Below are 16,899 nucleotides of genomic sequence, written 5' to 3' on the forward strand. Positions count from 1 at the left end.
TCAGCCGGGCGCGAAGACGACCTTCGGTGCCTTCGCCCGGGGAGCGGCGAAGGCGAGGAGCCGGTGCGCCTCGGCTTCGACCGCCTCGGTGTCCGCCGCGGACCACGAGGCGAACGGCGTGAGGGCCACCGTCCCCTTGTCGAGCCGCCAGGTTCCGCCGACGAACCCGTCCACCAGGACGGTGCCCTTCACGATGCCGTTCTTGGTGACGACCCGGGGAAGGTGCGCGGCGTCGATGATCCGGGATCGGTCGGCGTGCGACAGGAGCGCGTTGTCGTACTCGGCGAGGAGCCGGACGGGAACGGGCGCGTCCTCGTCGGGGAACGGCAGGTCCGGCAGGTCGTACAGGAGCCGCCCCTGCTCGTCCCGGAAGGTGCGCAGGTCCAGCCCGGCGCAGACCTCCGCCAGCCCGTTGAGCCCCGACCACTTCTGCATGTCCGCGGCGGAGGCGGGCCCGAACGCCGCCAGGTAGCGGAGCAGCACGTCACCGACCCGGGCCGTCCTGTCGACGGGGCGCCCCAGCCAGCCCTCCATCTCCGCCCAGGCGGGCATCCCGCTCTTTCCCCACAGTCCCCGAGGCGGCGTCTGCAGCGCGGGGACGAGGAACTGCCCGAGCCGTGCCAGCTCGGCGGGATCGTGCTCCGGCCACCGCTTTGCGAGCCGTTCTCCGAGCTCCTTGTTCCCGCACGGCTCGGCCAGCGCCTCCTTCGCCGCCTCGGTCAGCGCCTCGCGGACGGCGTGCTCGGCCAGCACGGCCGCCCGCGCCGGGCTCGCGCGCAGCTGGCGCTCGATGACCGGCCCCATCACGTGCCGCAGCCGCAGGCAGTCGTCGGCCGTCACGAGATGGACGGTGCAGCGCATGAGGCTGGCCCGTACGGCCTTCCGCCCGGCCATCAGCTCCGCCAGGTCGTCCGGAACGAATTCCTCCATCCGCGACCACAGCCCGAAGTAGGGCGGAATCGGCTGCTGCGCCTGCAGCCCGACCAGGTGCTCCAGCACCCCCTCCACCCCGAGCCGCGTCCTGGCGTCGAGCAGCTGCCGACGCAGGAACGACCGGTTGAGCACCCGGCGGCTGAGGACTTTCCCGGAACCCGTCATGCCCTCACCGTAACGACGCCCACCGACAACCCGGATCAGTTCCGCCGATCCGCGGTGACCTCGCGTTCGTAGACGGTGAGGGTGTCGACGACCAGCCGGCGCTGCTCGGGGGTGAGGGGCTCCAGCGCCGTCCGCCACGCGCCCGCGCTCTGGGCCAGCCAGTCGTGGATCGCCCGGCGGTGGCCTTCGGCGATGCTGACGATCGTGCGGCGGCGGTCCGCGGGGTCCTCGCCGCGCTCCAGGATGCCCTGCCTGCTGAGGTCCCCGACCATGAGGCTGACGGTCGTCGGCGCCACCTCCAGCCGCTCGGCCAGGGCGTTCACCCCCGTGGGCCCGTCGAACAGCAGGTAGGCCAGGAGCGACAGGTGGCGCGGCGCCAGGTCGAAGGACCGCAGCGCGGCCGGGACCTTGAGCTTCTTGGCGGCACCGACCATGCGCGGCATCAGCAGCAGCATCGTGCGGATGCCGTCGTCGACGGACAGACCGGGAGGGCCCGGCTCACCGGTTGACATACCTTTGCTCCCAAAATAAGTTTGCTAGCAAATAGATTTTGCTTACAAAGCAAATAGACCCGTTCCCCCAGCATAGAGAGGCGCACATGAGCGAGTGGAACCTGAAGATCATCGAGGAGTTCCGCGCCAACGAGGGCAAGGTCGGCGGCATGTTCGAGGGCGCCACCCTGCTTCTGCTGACCACCACCGGCGCCAGGAGCGGCCGCCCCCACACCACTCCGCTGACCTACCTGGACGACGGCGACCGCCTGCTGGTCTTCGCCTCCAACGCCGGCGCCCCCACCCACCCGGCCTGGTACCACAACGTCCTCGCCGACCCCCGCGTCACCGTCGAGGTGGGCACCGCCTCCTACCGGGCCACGGCCCTCCCCCTGCACGACGAAGAACGCGACCGCGCATACGCGAGGCAGAGCGAGCTGGTCCCCGCCTACGCCGAGTACCAGCGCCAGACCACCCGCACCATCCCCGTGGTCGCCCTGTACGACACCGCGCACCGCGCCGACCGCGCAGCCGCCATAGGCGACCACCTGGTGAAGGTCCACGCCGAACTGCTGGACCAGTTGGCCGCCCTCCGCGAGGAGGCCGCCTCCTTCTCCGCCGAACACACCCCCCGGCCCACCGCCCTCACCGACCTGGGCGCCCAGCTACGCGCCCACTGCCTCACCACCTGCGACGCCCTGAGCGAGCACCACACCAACGAAGACGCCGTCTTCCCCCGCCTCCAACGCCTCTACCCGGGCCTGTCCCCCACCCTGGAAAGGCTGCGCCGAGAGCACCTTTCCGTAGCCCGCATGAAGGACACCCTGCGCGCTCTCCTGGACGACGCCGACTCCACCGACCCCGCCCGCTTCCAGTCCGAACTCGTCCGGATCACCGCGGAGCTGGCCGCCCACTTCGCCTACGAGGAGGAGCAGCTGGTACCCCTCCTCAACGCCATCACCCTCCCGGCTCCCGCCCCCACCCCCGCCCCTCCGCAATAGAGCCCGTCCCCCCGCCCGCCCCACCGAACCGATCATCCGGCTCCCCCGAAAAGAACGTTCTCCGTGCCACGTGAGGGTCAGCACGGATGCCCCCATCCCCCAACCCCTCATAAACTCGATCCCGTGATCTTCAAGGCAGTGGGCGACGACCGCCCCTATCCCGAGCACGGGCTCACCCAGCGGGACTGGGCGAACATCCCTCCCCGCCAGATCCTCCTGAGCCAGCTCGTCACCACCAAACGGGAACTGGACCTCCACTCCCTCCTGGCCAAGGACTCCACCTTCTACGGAGACCTGTTCCCCCACGTGGTCCACTGGCAGAACACCTACTACCTGGAAGACGGCCTCCACCGAGCCCTCAGAGCCGCCCTCCACCAGCGCACAGTCCTCCACGCCCGAATCCTGGAGATGTTCTGACCCCAAGGCCCCCAAGGACCAGAGGACGAGAAACAAAAGACCGCACACCATCACCACGCGCAAGAACGAAAAAGCCGCACACCAGCAGCACCACGCACGAGAGCGGAAAGCCGCACACCAGCAGCACCACGCACGAGAGCGGAAAGCCGCGCACCAGCAGCACCACGCGCAAGGGGGCGTGGGGGTCTCCCCCACATCGGGGGGTCCGGGGGGTCGTCCCCCGGATGGAAAAGGAGCCGGGCCCCCCGGCGAGCAGCCCCGAAGGGCTGCGAGCAGGAGGGCCCGCACGGCGGTGGTGGAGGGATTTGAACCCTCGGATGAGTTGCCCCATCACGCGCTTTCGAGGCGCGCGCCCTCGGCCACTAGGCGACACCACCGCGGGAGAGCCTACCCGACTCTGCGGGTGGAGAAGAAACGGACGACGGGGTCGGCGCATTCTTCGGCGAGGATCCCGGTGATGACTTCGGGGTTGTGGTTGAGGCGGCGGTCGCGGGCGACGTCCCAGAGGGAGCCGATGGCGCCTGCTTTGGGGTCGGTGGCGCCGTAGACGATGCGGTCGACGCGGGCGAGGACCGCTGCTCCGGCGCACATGGTGCAGGGTTCGATGGTGACGGTGAGGGTGCAGCCGGTGAGCCGCCATCGGCCGAGGCGGGCGGCGGCGCGGCGGAGGACGAGGATCTCGGCGTGGGCGGTGGGGTCGCCGGTGAGTTCGCGTTCGTTGTGGGCGCGGGCGAGGACGGTGCCGTCGGGGCCGGTGATGACCGCGCCGATGGGGACGTCGGGGCCGGCTTCTCCGGCTTCGGTGAGGGCTTCGCGCATCCAGGCCCGGTAGCGCGGCAGCGGGTCGTGGGGCATGGGTTCAGGCGCGGAGGGAGTCGAGTTCTTCGGTGAATCCGGCGTGTTCGGCGATGTCGGTGAGGGCGTCGGTGGGGATGGCGCGTTCGCTGAGGCGCAGGAGCCGTGTCTCGTCGGTGCCGAGGTCGGTCAGGAGTTCGGGGTCGCCGAGGGGGTCGCCGTCGGCGGCGGGTTCGCGGGGGTCGCCGGTGAGTTCGGTGAGGAGGCCGCCGAGGGCGCTGTTGTGGGCGGCGGCGCCGTCGGAGAGGAAGGCCCGCGGGTCGTCCTCTCCGTCGAGGCGGAGGACGCCGAACCAGGCGTCGTTCTCTTCGACGAGGAGGAGGACGGGGCCGCCGGTGGTCTCCAGGGCGGCTTCGCGGAGGAGGTCGGTCACGTCCTCGGTCGTCTCGCTTTCGGCGAGTTCGGCCTCGGCTGCCATCCAGCCCTCGTCGGTCTGGGCGAACACTGCGGCGAAGTACGGCACTCCTCTATTGTGACCTGCGGTCACGCCAGGCTGTCGAGTGCCCGTTCCAGGGGTGCGGCGAAGCCGATCTTCTCGCCGATGGACAGCAGCATCTCGTCGGGGTAGGCCTCGAGGTCGCCGGAGATCGCGCCGAGTTCCATCTCGTCCATGCCGAGGTCGGCGAGGATCGACATGTCGCCGACGGGCAGGACCTGGTCGAGGTCGTCGTCCTCGTCGGGGAGGTCGATCTCCAGGTATTCGAGGACCTGTCGGGCGAGGGGCCAGTCGAGGGAGGCGGTGACGTCGGAGAGGAAGACCATCACCTCCTCGCCGAGGATGCGGATCGCGACGAAGAAGTCGTCGCCGACCGCGGCCAGTCCGATGGTGCCGCCGAGCCCCGGGATCTGCCGGAGCGCGTGGATGAATCCGTCGAGGTCCTCGGTCAGGGCCACCGGCAGGAGTTCGGCCTCCCAGGTGGTTTCCTCCCGATACACCACGACGGCGAAGTCCGTCGCCTCGTTGTCCGTCATCACTCACCCGCCGAGTCCTGTGCGCCCACCGGAATGTTCCCAGATGCCGGGCCGCGGTGCTGGGCGAGCCGGGTAATTCCTCGTCGCCCGGCCGTTTCGCTCGGCGGTCCGGCCGGAACGATGGATCGGTACTGAACACTACTCAGTCCGAAAAGTCCTCCTTCGGAGGGTCGCATGGATCTGCGCGCGCCGGGAGCGGCGCGGGGCCACCCGCCGGCGGAGCTCCCTGGCCTCGGCCAGGTCGCGCAGGAAGGCGGCACGGCGCCGAAGCCGATCGCGGATCTCCTCCGTCGTCCACTCTTCGCTCCCGTCCATGGACCTCTCCTTCCCGCTTCACCATGTCTCATCCCTGTTAGCGTGAAGAACATGGAGATCCTCGCGGTGGACCACCCGCTCGTGGCACACAAATTGACTACTTTGCGTGACCTGAGCACCGATTCCCCAACTTTTCGGCGGCTCGCCGACGAACTCGTCACCCTGCTGGCCTATGAGGCCACCCGGGACGTGCGCGTGACCTCCGTCACCGTGGAGACTCCGGTCCGGCCCGCCGAGGGCGTGCGCCTGTCCCGGCCGGCCCCGCTGGTCGTGCCGATCCTGCGGGCCGGCCTGGGCATGCTGGACGGCATGACGCGGCTGCTGCCCACCGCGGAGGTCGGCTTCCTCGGCATGGTCCGCAACGAGGGCACCCTGCAGGCCGAGACCTACGCCACCCGCCTGCCGGAGGACCTGTCGGGCCGCCAGTGCTACGTCCTGGACCCGATGCTCGCCACCGGCGGCACCCTGGCCGCCGCGATCGGCCTGCTGTTCGACCGCGGCGCGCGGGACGTCACCGCGATCACCCTGCTGGCCGCGCCCGAGGGCCTGGCGGTGGTGGAGCGCGCCTTCCCCCCGACCGCCCCGATCAAGGTCGTCACCGCCGCGATCGACGAGCGGCTCGACGAGAACGGCTACATCGTCCCCGGCCTCGGCGACGCCGGCGACCGCCTCTACGGGACGACCTGACCACGGCGTGATACATCGGTGGCGTCCAGGTTCGACCGGCATCTCCGCCGGGTAATAACCCCGCACGGAGCGTGATGCTCCTCTCGCCGCCCTGGCCCGTTGGGGGACCCGCCGGGGCTCTGCGAGCGAGGTGAGGAAACGCGTCGATGGCTCAGAACCTGCAGGCTTACGAGGAGCTGTCCGGGCGGCTGCGCAAGGAGTTCGCCGCCGTGCACCCGGTCTCCACCGTCGACCGGTGTGTCTCCGCCGCACTTCACGGCGCTCAGGACGTGATCGGATCGGACGAACCGGATCTGGTCGAGAAGATCGCCCGCCGACACCTGCGCGTACTCGCGATCGTGGCCGCCGAAAGGTCACCCCGCCTCGGCGGATGAAATCGCGAAACCCCCGGTGGGTAAAGGGTTTTTCCGGGGTAGGACCGCTACTGTGGGGCTGGGTCTGGCAGTCCTCTGCGGGAGGCGGTTCGTGAACAAGAAGCACCTCAAGTGGGCCGGTGGCATTCTCGCCGTCCTCTACGTCGTCAACCAACCCGGCGCCGCGGCGGATCTGATCAACCGCATGGCCTCAGGCCTCGGTGACGCCGCCACGGCCGTCGGCACGTTCGTGTCCTCTCTGGGCGCATGAGACTGGTCACGCCGGGAGATTCCGCTCCCGCCTCGATCAACCGCTACCTCCTGCCCCAGGAACGTCAGGTCATCGTGGTGCGCAAGCATCCCGCCGTGCTGATGAAGCCGGTCCTGTTCGTGCTCGGCGGGCTGATCCTGGCCGGGATCCTCTCCAACACCGTGGCCGGCGGCGACGCCGGACGGGTCGTCGACTTCATCTGGCTGGCCTGGCTGCTCCTGCTCGGCTGGTTCGTGTACGAGGTCGCCGAGTGGTCGGTCATCTACTTCGTGATCACCAACCAGCGCATGCTGCTGACCACGGGCCTCATCACCCGCGACGTGGCGATGATGCCGCTGTCGAAGGTCACGGACATGAGCTACGAGCGCTCGCCCGTGGGCAGGGTGCTGGGCTACGGCAAGTTCATCGCCGAATCCGCCGGCCAGGACCAGGCGCTGCGCGAGGTGGACTTCCTGCCCTACCCCGACCAGCTGTACGCCGAGGTCTGCGAGATGATCTTCCCCAACGGCAAGACGAAGGCGCTGGAGGAGCGGCTGCGCGAGATGATCGACGCCGTTCCGAAGATGCGCACCGAGCTCGCGGCCGAGGTCACCACCGGCAACGTGCACGACCTGGAGACCAGGCGGCTCCGTCTGGAGGGCGTGCAGTCCCAGCTCGACCAGCTGGTCGGCGAGGCGGGCGAATGGCACCGGCAGGCCGCCGAGCTCCACCGGCAGCTCGCCGAGCGCCCGGTGCCCGACGACGTGCCGGAGGGCTGAGCCTCCAGGCGTTCGGCGGCCCGCGTTCCCTTGGGGGAAACGCGGGCCGCTTCCGTATCCGGGGTTTACAGCCATCCGCACTGCGTTCCTGACCCCCAATGTCACAGGTGTGATACATCGCGGCTATTACGGCCCGGGATTGGCTAGTCTTGCGAATACGCCGTACGGGTTCTTTTCGAACTCACAGAACGTTCGGCGTGAATGACGTCGGTATCCCCCGCCACCCCCGATCCTCCGCGAGAGAGTTGTCATGCCGGGTCCAGGCAGTGTCGGAGAGCGCGTGCGTGACCTGCGGCTGACCCGCCGCATGTCGCAGGCCCAACTGGCCGGGCACGACCTCTCCGACAGTTACATTTCATTGATCGAGTCGGGTAAGCGCACGCCCACCCCGGCCGTGCTGAAGCTGCTCGCCGAGCGGCTGGGCTGCACCCCGGAGTACCTCTCCGAGGGCATCGAGCCCGAGCAGCGCGCCCACGTCGAGGTCCGCGCCCGGCACTGCGAGCTCGCCCTGCTCGGCGGGGACGCCGTCAGGGCGCTCGACGGCTTCGACGAGGTCATCGCCGCCGACGACAATCCCGAGCTCACCCTGCGGGCCCGCTGGGGCCGTGCCGCCGCGCTGGAGCGGCTCGGCCGGACCGGCGAGGCCATCGCGGAGTTCGAGGAGCTGCGCGAGCTGGCCGAACGCGACGCGGGCCGCACCAGCTGGCTGCCGTCCGTCATCGCGCTGACCCGCTGCTACCACGCGGTCGGCGACCTCGGCCAGGCCGTGGCGCTGGGCGAACGGGCGCTGGAGCGGCTCCTCGGGCTCGGCCTGGGCAGCGGCTCCGACCTCGCCGAGGTCGCCCGGGTGCTGCTGCTGGCCTACCTCGACCGGGGCGACAGCGCGCGGGCGCAGGCGCTCGTCCGCCACATGCCGGACGAGACGGACGTCACCGTCGACTACCGCAGGGCCAGCGAGCGGGCGCTCGCGGAGGGTGCGCTGGGCGACGCCATCTACCTGGCCGACCAGGCGCTGGTGACGGCCTCGGCGCGGTCGCGTTCGGCGGCGCAGGCACGCCTCCGGGTGGCCGGCGCCCGGGCGCTGATCCGCGGCGACGAGGCCGACAACCGGCGCGCCCTCGACCTCCTGACGGCCGCCGCGCCCGAGCTGAGCGGGGACGAGGCGACGGTCTGCGTCATCGAGTCGGCGCGGGCGCTGATCCGGCTCGGCAGGCTGGACGAGGCGGTCGGCACGGTCCGCCACACCCTGGACGGCATGCCCCGCCAGGACTTCGACCCGATCATGGCCCAGGCCCAGCTCGTGCTGGCCCAGGCGCACCTGGCGCAGTCCGGCCGGGAGGCGGCGCTGACCGTCCTGCGGGCCACCGCCGCCCGGTTGGAGCGGCTGCCCGCCAGCAGGCTCACCGCCTCGCTCTCCCGCGAACTGGGCGACCTCTTCGACGCGGCGGGCGACGGGGCCAGCGCGACGGCCGCCTACCGCCGGGCGCTGGAATCGGTGGGGTTGCGGCCCAGCCGGCAGGTCTCCCAGACCTTCGCCGACCACTGACCGACGGGAAATCCGCCTTGAAGTCGACTTCGGGGCGGATTTCCTCGTTTCCGTAAGTTATTCGCCTTTTTGACCGCTGCCTGTCCGGATCGTTGACGCCTTCAGCAGCCTTCCCTCGATCTCGACCTCGGGAGAGATGGCGCGCAGCCGTGTCGCCAATGCCTCTCCCGCGGCGTGCAGTCGTTCCCACGGGTAAGGCTCCAGCCTTTCCAGAAGAAAGAGGGCATTGCGCGTGTCCTCGGTGATCCTGGTCCGGACGCACTGACGCCAGTTCCAGCGCCGGCACGTCACGCCCTCGTCGTCCCGCCAGATCACCTCGCCCGGCAGGGGCGGCTCGTCCGCGTCGAACGTCTCCCGCCCCGTGGCGACCGTCAGGCGGGCCGGGCCCAGGTACTTGTCGAGGTCCTCCCCGCCGATCGGCAGCGCGTACTCCACGCTGACGGCGTTGTAGGCGTCGACGACACGGTTGATGGACGGCAGCGCGTCCGCGCGGCGCAGCAGCGCGTCCACCGACGGGCGCGTGCGGCTCGGCTTGGCGCCGAACGCCTGGTACGCCGCGCGCCAGGCCTGGACATGGGGATCGTCCGGGTTCGCCGTACGCGCGGCGGACGACAGCCAGGAGGCGGATTCCGAGCCGCCCGGGCCGTTGCGCAGCCCGTGGGCGGTCATCACCAGGACCGCGAAGTCGGGACGCAGAGCACGGACGGACTCGTCGACGACGACTTGCTCGATCATGGTTCCAGTATGCCGGGGGCGCCGCCGGCCACGGCCTCAGCCCGGTCCGGGAGGGGATGTCGTCCGGTTTCTGATGGTTCGGTACCGACGTCGAACCACACGTGGGAGCCCTCGGGGCCGCGGGTGAAGCCCCAGCGGGAGGCGCAGCCGTCCAGGAGCTCGCTGCCCCTGCCCTCGGTGGACTCCACGCTCACCCGGCAGAAGCAGGGGATGCTCGTCGACCCCTCGTCGGCGACCACCACCCGGGCCCAGGCGTCGGTGTGACTGACGGTGACGACGAAGTGGCCGCCCGGGCCGCCGCTGCCGCTGTGCTCGACGGCGTTCGTCGCCGTCTCGCTGACCAGCAGGACCGCCGCGTCCCGGTGGACGTGGGCGGCGCCCAGGGCGTCGGCGACGAAGCGGCGGGCCGTCCGTACCTGTTCCGGGCGGCCGGGAAGCCGCAGTCTGCGTACTTGAGCACCCATGCGCCGCCTCCACCATGATCACACTGCGTGATTGGCTAGTGACACAATGGTGCTCTTTTATGGTCAAGGCCGCAACCGTTTCCGGGCACCTGGCGGCCTCAGGCGGGTGCCGCTTTCGTTTTCCTCCCCGCAGACCCCGCAACGCCCATCGTGGCGGCGGCGTCCTCGTCCGGGATCCGCAGGGAGAGCAGCGCGCCCAGCAGCGAGAACACCGCGGTCACCGCGAACGCCCAGCGGTGGCCGCCGGCGCCGGACGCCGCCGTCAGGCAGGTGGCGGCCGTCGCGACGCCCAGCGCCGCGCCCAGCTGGCGCTGGGCGTTGAAGAGCGTGGACGCCTGCGCCGACGACGCCGCCGGGACCGTGGCGAAGGCGGCCGCCGTCACCGAGCCGAAGACGTGCGCCATGACGTAGCCGAGGGCGAACATCACCACGGGGAGCACGGGGAGCGGCACCACGCCCGCCAGCGAGATCAGCAGGGCGACGACGCCGAGCGCGCCCGCCATGAGCCTGCGCGGGCCGAACCGGGAGTACGGCCTGTTCATGAGCCGGGAGCCGAGCATCACGCCGAGCGCCTCGGGGAACACGCACAGACCGGCCTGGAGGGCGCTCAGCTCCCGGCTCGCCTGGAGGGTGAGCGGCACCAGGAACAGCACGCCCATGAAGCCCGCCGTCGACAGGATCGCGGCACCGCTCGTCCGGCGGAACAGGCGGTCGCCGTACAGGGCGAACCGCACCATCGGCTCCGCCTTGCGGGTCTCGACACGCACCAGCAGGACGAGCAGGACGAGCCCGCCCAGCGCCGCGCCCAGGATCTCCGGAGAGGTCCAGCCGAGGGCGGATCCCTCGGTGAGCGCGTACATCACCCCGGCGAAACCCGCACCTGCCAGGACGAAACCGGCCAGGTCGAACCGTCCCGCGCTCCTGCCGCCGTGGTCGGGAAGGGTGAACAGGCCGAAGAGGAACGCCGCGATCCCGATCGGCAGGTTGACGTAGAACACCCAGCGCCAGCCGACCGTGTCCACCAGCAGGCCGCCCACCACGGGGCCGCAGGCCGGGGCCAGGGCGGTCGGCACCATGAGGACCTGGTTGGCGCGCAGCCGTTCGGCGGGCGGGAACTCCCGCAGCAGCATCGCGAAGCCGACCGGCGTCATCATGCCGCCGCCGACGCCCTGCAGCACCCGGAAGGCGATCAGCTGACCCTCGTTCTGGGCCAGCCCGCACAGCGCGGATGCGAGAGTGAAGATCGCGATCGCCGCCAGGAAGACCTTCCGGTAGCCGAACCTGTCGGCCAGCCAGCCCGAGGCGGGGATGACCACCGCGAGGCTCACCAGATAACCGGTGACGATGGCACCGACGCCGCCCACGGGGACGCCGAACGACTCCGCCATCCGCGGGAGCGCCACGTTGACGATGGTGGTGTCCAGGATCGACACGAACATCGAGCAGACGAAGACCACGCTGACCGCGACCTTCGGCGTCACCTTCGCCATGCGCCGTCCTCCCCGTGGCCCTCTCTGGACCACAGGAAGTCTGACAGGTCAAAGAAAATTCCCGCGCGCGGGTGGTGGGCGAGAGCACGCGGGGGCGCCCGTGTCTGTACCCGTGCCGTCAGGCGAGGGCGTCCAGCTTGGCGAGTTCCTCCTTGGTGAGCTCGATGTCGCCCGCGGCGAGGTTCTCGTCCAGATGCGCCGTGGAGACGGTGCCAGGGGCGGGCAGCAGCACCCGGGAGCGGTGGAGCAGCCAGGACAACGCGATCTGCGCCGGGGTGGCCTCGTGCGCGGCGGCGATCTCGTCGACGACGGGTCGGCCGGGGGCGGTGAGCGCGCCGTCGTTCAGCGGCGACCAGGGCAGGAAGGCGACCTGGCGCTCCTCGCACAGCTCCAGGAGCGAGGTGGCCTCGCGGTCCAGCAGGTGGAAGCGGTTCTGGACGGAGGCGATCTCGGCCAGCTCCACCGCGGCCCGCAGCTGCTCGGCGGAGACGCTGTCCAGGCCGATGTGCCGGATCTTGCCCTCGCTCCGCAGCTCGGTGAGCGCGCCGAGCTGCTCGGCCAGGGGGACCTGCGGGTCGATGCGGTGCAGCTGGTAGAGGTCGATCGTCTCCAGCCCGAGCCGGCGGAGACTGGCCTCGCACATCTCCCTGAGCGACTCGGGCCGCCCGTCCAGATGCCACTCGGTGGCCGACGTGCGGACGATCCCGCCCTTGGTCGCGATCGCCAGCCCGACGGGGTAGGGCCGCAGCGCCTCGGCGATCAGCTCCTCGGCCAGCCCGGGACCGTAGTCCCCGGAGGTGTCGATGAGGTCCACGCCCCGCATGACCGCATGGCGCAGCAGCTTCACCGCGTCCTCCCGCTCCCCGCGCGGCCCCCAGTGGCCCTTGCCGACCAGCTGCCCCGTGCCCAGGCCGATCCGGTGCACGGGCAGGTCACGGCCGATAAAGAACATCTCGAACGACATGTGCGTGACTTTACCGCTGTGTTTCCCCGCACCGTAAAGCAGGCGAAAGATCAATTTCCCACGCCGCCGACCTGCGCCTCCGGCCCCAAGTTGTCATGATCGGCAGACAGCTTTCCAGTTTTCCGTCTTTTCTGGCATATAACGGACCTATCCCTACGGTTCACACTGAACCAGCGGCCGGTTCTTCCGGCAGGTGTCGGGGAGACACCGTTCCGGCGTCGTGTGGTGCGGTCACACGACGCCGGAACCGTCCCGGCCGAACGCACCGGCCCCCGACCGCGCCCCCGGCGGACCCGCAAAGCGGAACGTCCTCCCCTGATCAGGCGACACGACACCTGCGCGAAAAGGGCCACGTCCCGACGCCGACCGCCCTGCGACGGTCGCCCTGTATCGAGGCATCCCTTGCGAGACGGCCCGGCTCCTCCCGGGACCGTCCGTCACCGATGGCTCCGCTTGCGCACCCACCACCCCGACGCCGATGACTCTGCGGACTCCGGTGAGTCACGGCGGGCGGCACTCTTCGGGTCAGCCGGTGGCCATGTCGACGAAGCGGCTGTAGTGGCCCTGGAAGGCGACGGTGATCGTGGCGGTGGGGCCGTTACGGTGCTTGGCAACGATCAGGTCGGCTTCACCCGCACGTGGTGATTCCTTCTCGTAGGCGTCTTCTCGGTGGAGAAGGATGACCATGTCCGCATCTTGCTCGATGGATCCAGACTCGCGCAGGTCGGAGACCATGGGGCGTTTGTCGGTGCGCTGCTCGGGGCCTCGGTTGAGCTGGGAGAGAGCGATGACGGGGACCTGGAGCTCCTTGGCGAGGAGCTTCAGGGAGCGGGAGAACTCCGAGACCTCGACCTGGCGGCTTTCGACGCGCTTGCCGGACGTCATCAGCTGGAGGTAGTCGATGACGACGAGGCGCAGGTCGTGCTGCTGCTTGAGGCGGCGGCACTTGGCGCGGATCTCCATCATCGACATGTTGGGCGAGTCGTCGATGAAGAGGGGGGCCTCGGCGACCTCGCTCATCCGGCGGGCCAGACGCGTCCAGTCGTCGTCGTTCATGGTGCCCGAGCGCATGGCGTGCAGGGCGACGCGGGCCTCGGCCGACAGCAGGCGCATGGTGATCTCGTTGCGGCCCATCTCCAGGCTGAAGAAGGCCGAGGTGAGGCCGTGCTTGATGGAGGCGGCGCGCACGAAGTCCAGCGCGAGGGTCGACTTGCCCATGGCGGGGCGGGCGGCGACGACGATCATCTGGCCGGGGTGCAGGCCGTTGGTGAGGGAGTCGAAGTCGGTGAAGCCGGTGGGGACGCCGGTCATCTCGCCGTCGCGGCTGCCGATGGCCTCGATCTCGTCCAGGGCGAACGGCATGATCTCACTCAGCGGCAGGTAGTCCTCGCCCGAGCGCTTGTCGGCGATGGCGTAGACCTCGGCCTGCGCCTGGTCGAGCAGGTCGTCGGCGTCGGCGCCCGCGGCGTAGCCGAGCTGCACGATGCGGGTGCCGGCCTCCACGAGGCGGCGCAGCACCGAGCGCTCCTGGACGATCTTGGCGTAGTAGCCCGCGTTGGCGGCGGTGGGCACCGAGTTGATGAGGGTGAACAGGTAGGGGGCGCCGCCGGTGCGGGTCTGCTCGCCGCGCTTGGTGAGCTCGGCGCCGACCATCACGGCGTCCGCGGGCTCGCCCCGCCCGTACAGGTCGAGGATGACGTCGTAGATGACCTGGTGGGCGGGCCGGTAGAAGTCGGACGAGCGCAGCTGCTCCACGACGTCCGAGATGGCGTCCTGGGAGAGCATCATGCCGCCCAGCACGCACTGCTCGGCGTTCAGGTCGTGCGGCGGCACCCGCTCGAACTCGGGTTCCTGCCGAGGGATTTCCGCGATACTCACCCGGCGCACATCCTTCCCCGAGCCCTACCTCCGTCACAGTTCTAACGGAGTCCTCTGACATTCTCAGGCCATCACCCGTCTCACCCAAGTTGATCTGTGGACGAGTCTGTGGATGACCTGTGCAGTACTCCCCAGAGCCTGTGGACAACCTGGGGACAACCTGTGGAAAAACATGTTCGCACAACTGTGGATAGGAGCCTGACCTGCGAAAACAGTCATCCACACCTGTGGATAAAAGAAAACACGACAGGGAGATCCTGCACCTGGCCGTACCGGCGTTCGGCGCGCTCGTGGCGGAGCCCCTCTTCCTCCTCTCCGACGCCGCGATCGTCGGGCGTCTCGGCACCGCGCAGCAGGCGGGGCTCACCATCGCGGGCCAGGCGCTGACCACGCTCATCGGCGTCTGCGTCTTCCTCGCGTACGCGACGACGGCCGCGGTCGCACGGCAGGTCGGTGCGGGAGACCTCCGGTACGCCACACGACAGGGAATCGACGGGCTCTGGCTCGCGCTGGCGATCGGCGTGACGCTGATCGCCGTCGGCCTTCCGATGAGTCCTGCCATCGTCGGGTTCTTCGGGGACAACGCGTACGCCGTCGAATACCTGCGTGTCAGTCTGCTCGGCGCACCCGGCATGCTCGTCGTCCTCGCGGGCACCGGCGTGCTGCGCGGACTGCAGAACGGGCGCGTTCCGCTGTACGTCTCCGTCGGGATGTTCACCGCCAACCTCATCCTCAACGTGCTGTTCGTGCTCGTCTTCGGTTGGGGAATCGCCGGCTCGGCATGGGGAACCGTCACCGCGCAGACCGGAGGCGCGCTCGTCTACCTGGTGGCGGTGCTGCGTCTGGCACGGCGCCACGGTGCTTCGCTGCGGCCCGACTGGCGAGGACTGCGCGCCGCGGTCACCTCCGGTTTCGCGCTCGTCATCCGTACCGTCACGTTGCAGGCCACGCTCGTGCTGGCGACACGTGTCGCCGCGCAGCAGGGCACGGACACCGCCGCCGCGTACGGCATCAGTTCGCGTATCTGGCTGCTGTCCTCCTTCGTCCTGGACGCCGTGGCGATCGCCGGCCAGTCCTTGCTCGGCCGCCACCTCGGCGCGGGCGACCAGAAGGCCGCACGCGAGGTGACCCGGCGAATGCTGTGGTGGGGCTTCTTCACCTCGTGCGGCTTCGGCGTGCTCCTCCTGGCCGCCATCCCCTGGATTCCGGGACTGTTCGACGCCAGCCCCGAGGTCTCCGCCCTGCTCGTCCAGGCACTGCTCGTGGTCGCGCTGATCCAGCCGATCGGCGGGCCGACCTTCGTCCTGGACGGCGTACTCATCGGCGCGGGGGACATGAAGTACCTCGCCTGGGCCGGCGTCCTCACCCTGGCGGCGTTCCTTCCCGCCGCCCACCTGGCCTCCGGGCACGGCATCGCCGTGCTGTGGCTGGCGCTCGGCTGGTGGATGCTCGTCCGCCTGCTCACCCTGGGCGCCCGCGCCCGCACCGGAGCCTGGCTGGTCACCGGTGCCACGCGTTGATCGAATTCATTGAGACAGATGTTCGAAAACTTACTCGGAGCGACGCCTGTGTTCGCTAAGATTCGAACATGCGTTCACCGCACGGGGAGAGGCTGGCTCGCCTGACACAGGCGATCGACGAGCTGGCGGCACACGGCCTGGCCGACCTGCCGCCGGACGTCCTGGCCGAGCGCGTCACCCACATCTGCACCCTGGTCGAAGGCATCGACCCCGAGTCCACCCGCCGCCGCGCCTACAACCCCCGCATCGAGAACTGACCCCCGAACGCTCTCCGCACGTGCGGCATCTTCGAGAAGGCATGGATGAGCGCACCTCGACGCGCGCTCCGAACGTACAGAGGTCCACCGACAACCGAGCAGGGCACGGGCCCAGCGTCCCGTCGGCACACGCCGGTCGACCGTTTCCAGCAACGCGCCTCGAGTTCCGAGCGAATGCTCCGCACAACGCGCCGCCCTACCAGGGAGGTGCTCAGCCTTCTCCGCCGTCCGCGGCGGAACCAGACGGGTTGTGCCGTCCCCTGCACACAGGTGGAGTCATCTGAGCGTTCTCGACATGAGGAGTGCACGGCGGCAGAGCCGCGGAGTGGGCTTCAGGCGACGATGAGGACTTCTCCTTGCAGGAGGACGAAGAGGAGATAGAGAAGCCCCGCATAACCCAGGGTGAGCCCGATGAAAGCGGGGATACGGCCACGTTCGTCGGCAGCCCGGATCTGGCGGCGTGCGAGATGGCCGAAGACCACTGCCAGAAGGCTGCCGATCCAGAAGGCCCAGAGCAGCCCGCAGACCAGGGAGGCGACGGCGTAGGGATTGGTACGGCGCACGCGGCAAGTCTGCACCCGAGGCGGGAGCAAAACAATCCTTATCCCCGATCGGCATAACAGAACGCCCCGCTCCTCGTTTCCCACGCGAAGCGGCCTCTTCCGACCGGCCTGGTAGGACCGATGAACCCCGCCCGGTACACGGGACGGCCCTGCCCGGTCGGCATGGCAGAACGGCGCGAACCCCTGCCGACACGGCAGAACGGCTTGGTCGCCGCACGGCATGCAGAACGGCCCGGATCGTACGATCCGGGCCGTTCTGTCGAT

The 16,899-nt window shown here is 69.9% G+C and carries 20 protein-coding genes, 1 tRNA gene and 1 pseudogene; 9 read left to right on the top strand and 13 right to left on the bottom strand.

The features are described 5' to 3' along the window. Positions 1-1,098, bottom strand: a complete 1,098-nt coding sequence (locus ABD140_RS04680; protein ID WP_344237045.1) for a winged helix DNA-binding domain-containing protein — start codon at positions 1,096-1,098, stop codon at positions 1-3. Between the two features lie 35 nt (positions 1,099-1,133). Next, positions 1,134-1,610, bottom strand: a complete 477-nt coding sequence (locus ABD140_RS04685; protein WP_344237047.1) for a MarR family winged helix-turn-helix transcriptional regulator — start codon at positions 1,608-1,610, stop codon at positions 1,134-1,136. Between the two features lie 86 nt (positions 1,611-1,696). Here ABD140_RS04685 and ABD140_RS04690 point away from each other — a divergent pair, with 86 nt between their 5' ends. Both ABD140_RS04690 and ABD140_RS04695 read left to right on the top strand, forming a co-directional pair. Further along, positions 1,697-2,590, top strand: a complete 894-nt coding sequence (locus ABD140_RS04690; RefSeq protein ID WP_344237049.1) for a nitroreductase/quinone reductase family protein — start codon at positions 1,697-1,699, stop codon at positions 2,588-2,590. A gap of 123 nt (positions 2,591-2,713) precedes the next feature. After that, a complete protein-coding gene (locus tag ABD140_RS04695; RefSeq protein WP_344237051.1) occupies positions 2,714-3,007 on the top strand; it encodes a type II toxin-antitoxin system VapB family antitoxin in 294 nt (97 codons plus the stop codon). 290 nt (positions 3,008-3,297) lie between these two features. Here the strand turns inward: ABD140_RS04695 and ABD140_RS04700 are convergent. The 5 genes from ABD140_RS04700 to ABD140_RS04720 all read right to left on the bottom strand — a co-directional run bounded on the left by ABD140_RS04700 (position 3,298) and on the right by ABD140_RS04720 (position 5,149). Then, positions 3,298-3,384, bottom strand: a tRNA-Ser gene (locus ABD140_RS04700). 10 nt (positions 3,385-3,394) lie between these two features. Then, positions 3,395-3,862 (bottom strand): nucleoside deaminase, encoded by a 468-nt coding sequence (locus tag ABD140_RS04705; protein WP_344237053.1) that lies wholly within the window; start codon positions 3,860-3,862, stop codon positions 3,395-3,397. Positions 3,863-3,866: 4 nt separating this feature from the next. Further along, on the bottom strand, positions 3,867-4,325 hold the full coding sequence (locus ABD140_RS04710) for a tRNA adenosine deaminase-associated protein (protein ID WP_344237055.1): 459 nt from the start codon (positions 4,323-4,325) through the stop codon (positions 3,867-3,869). A gap of 20 nt (positions 4,326-4,345) precedes the next feature. Further along, a complete protein-coding gene (locus ABD140_RS04715; RefSeq protein WP_344237057.1) occupies positions 4,346-4,834 on the bottom strand; it encodes a tRNA adenosine deaminase-associated protein in 489 nt (162 codons plus the stop codon). Positions 4,835-4,972: 138 nt separating this feature from the next. Further along, on the bottom strand, positions 4,973-5,149 hold the full coding sequence (locus tag ABD140_RS04720; RefSeq protein WP_344237059.1) for a hypothetical protein: 177 nt from the start codon (positions 5,147-5,149) through the stop codon (positions 4,973-4,975). A gap of 51 nt (positions 5,150-5,200) precedes the next feature. On the opposite strand from ABD140_RS04720, the gene upp reads away from it, so the two are divergent. The 5 genes and pseudogenes from upp to ABD140_RS04745 all read left to right on the top strand — a co-directional run bounded on the left by upp (position 5,201) and on the right by ABD140_RS04745 (position 8,764). Continuing rightward, positions 5,201-5,836, top strand: coding sequence for a uracil phosphoribosyltransferase (upp, locus tag ABD140_RS04725; protein WP_344237061.1), 636 nt, complete (start codon positions 5,201-5,203; stop codon positions 5,834-5,836). Positions 5,837-5,982: 146 nt separating this feature from the next. After that, the gene (locus tag ABD140_RS04730; RefSeq protein ID WP_344237063.1) at positions 5,983-6,210 is read left to right on the top strand and encodes a hypothetical protein; all 228 of its coding nucleotides are present in this window, start codon (positions 5,983-5,985) and stop codon (positions 6,208-6,210) included. Between the two features lie 91 nt (positions 6,211-6,301). Further along, positions 6,302-6,460, top strand: coding sequence for a hypothetical protein (locus tag ABD140_RS04735; RefSeq protein ID WP_344237065.1), 159 nt, complete (start codon positions 6,302-6,304; stop codon positions 6,458-6,460). Further along, positions 6,457-6,966 (top strand): annotated as a pseudogene (locus ABD140_RS04740) (PH domain-containing protein); the annotation flags it as partial. The gene ABD140_RS04735 and the pseudogene ABD140_RS04740, both read left to right, overlap by 4 nt. Positions 6,967-7,498: 532 nt before the next feature. Beyond that, a complete protein-coding gene (locus ABD140_RS04745; RefSeq protein WP_344237067.1) occupies positions 7,499-8,764 on the top strand; it encodes a helix-turn-helix domain-containing protein in 1,266 nt (421 codons plus the stop codon). Positions 8,765-8,821: 57 nt separating this feature from the next. Here the strand turns inward: ABD140_RS04745 and ABD140_RS04750 are convergent, their stop codons facing one another. From ABD140_RS04750 to dnaB, 5 genes are all read right to left on the bottom strand, one after another. Continuing rightward, positions 8,822-9,499 (bottom strand): B3/B4 domain-containing protein, encoded by a 678-nt coding sequence (locus tag ABD140_RS04750; protein ID WP_344237069.1) that lies wholly within the window; start codon positions 9,497-9,499, stop codon positions 8,822-8,824. After that, positions 9,496-9,963: an ATP-binding protein gene (locus ABD140_RS04755; RefSeq protein WP_344237071.1), complete on the bottom strand. Its 468-nt coding sequence runs from the start codon at positions 9,961-9,963 to the stop codon at positions 9,496-9,498. Before ABD140_RS04755 ends, ABD140_RS04750 begins: the two co-directional genes overlap by 4 nt. A 98-nt stretch (positions 9,964-10,061) precedes the next feature. Beyond that, complete coding sequence (locus tag ABD140_RS04760) at positions 10,062-11,453, bottom strand: DHA2 family efflux MFS transporter permease subunit (protein ID WP_344237073.1); 1,392 nt, start codon at positions 11,451-11,453, stop codon at positions 10,062-10,064. A 118-nt stretch (positions 11,454-11,571) separates the two neighbouring features. After that, entirely contained in the window at positions 11,572-12,417 is an 846-nt protein-coding gene (locus ABD140_RS04765) for an aldo/keto reductase (protein WP_344237075.1), read from the bottom strand. Positions 12,418-12,942: 525 nt separating this feature from the next. Beyond that, positions 12,943-14,295 (bottom strand): replicative DNA helicase, encoded by a 1,353-nt coding sequence (gene dnaB / locus ABD140_RS04770; RefSeq protein WP_344237079.1) that lies wholly within the window; start codon positions 14,293-14,295, stop codon positions 12,943-12,945. A gap of 227 nt (positions 14,296-14,522) precedes the next feature. Between dnaB and ABD140_RS04775 the strand changes: the two genes are divergently transcribed. Both ABD140_RS04775 and ABD140_RS04780 read left to right on the top strand, forming a co-directional pair. Continuing rightward, positions 14,523-15,815, top strand: a complete 1,293-nt coding sequence (locus ABD140_RS04775; RefSeq protein ID WP_344237081.1) for an MATE family efflux transporter — start codon at positions 14,523-14,525, stop codon at positions 15,813-15,815. Positions 15,816-15,883: 68 nt separating this feature from the next. Beyond that, positions 15,884-16,072: a hypothetical protein gene (locus ABD140_RS04780; RefSeq protein ID WP_344237083.1), complete on the top strand. Its 189-nt coding sequence runs from the start codon at positions 15,884-15,886 to the stop codon at positions 16,070-16,072. Between the two features lie 332 nt (positions 16,073-16,404). On the opposite strand, the gene ABD140_RS04785 is transcribed toward ABD140_RS04780, so the two are convergent. Further along, positions 16,405-16,635, bottom strand: coding sequence for a DUF4190 domain-containing protein (locus tag ABD140_RS04785; RefSeq protein WP_344237085.1), 231 nt, complete (start codon positions 16,633-16,635; stop codon positions 16,405-16,407). Between the last annotated feature and the right edge of the window lie 264 nt (positions 16,636-16,899).

Source organism: Actinocorallia libanotica (genome assembly GCF_039525175.1).
Lineage (GTDB): Bacteria > Actinomycetota > Actinomycetes > Streptosporangiales > Streptosporangiaceae > Actinocorallia > Actinocorallia libanotica.